Annotated in this window: 1 protein-coding gene; it reads right to left on the bottom strand. The window is 55.5% G+C overall.

Annotation, left to right across the window (positions count from 1 at the left end):
• The coding region (locus J1C52_RS15165; RefSeq protein WP_370633280.1) for a calcium-binding protein at nt 1–325 on the bottom strand (325 nt) is incomplete at its 3' end.
• Nucleotides 326–335 lie beyond the last annotated feature (10 nt).

Genomic DNA, 335 nt, shown 5'->3' with positions numbered 1-335 from the left:
TTCGATCATTTCCATCTCCGCCGGAAATGCGGTCATTTCCATCTCCGCTAAGTAAGGTATCGTTTCCCGCGTCGCCCCAAAGCGTGTCGTTGCCGTTGTTTCCCTCAAGGTGATCGTCTCCATTTTGTCCAAACAGGAGATCGTTGTCGTGGCCGCCAATAATTCTGTCATTCTGGTTGCCGCCAAACAGGCGGTCTGGTCCAAAGCCGCCATCGAGCGTGTCGTCGCCATCGCCCCCATAGAGCGTGTCTGCCCCAAGATTGCCTTGCAGCAGATCTCGGCCGTTACCCCCGGCGATTCGATCATTTCCATCTCCGCCGGAAATGCGGTCATTT

It is taken from the genome of Roseibaca sp. Y0-43, from assembly GCF_020667835.1.
Lineage (GTDB): Bacteria > Pseudomonadota > Alphaproteobacteria > Rhodobacterales > Rhodobacteraceae > Roseinatronobacter.
Note: the sequence above shows the minus strand (reverse complement) of the source record. Positions and strands in the feature narration are given on the sequence as shown.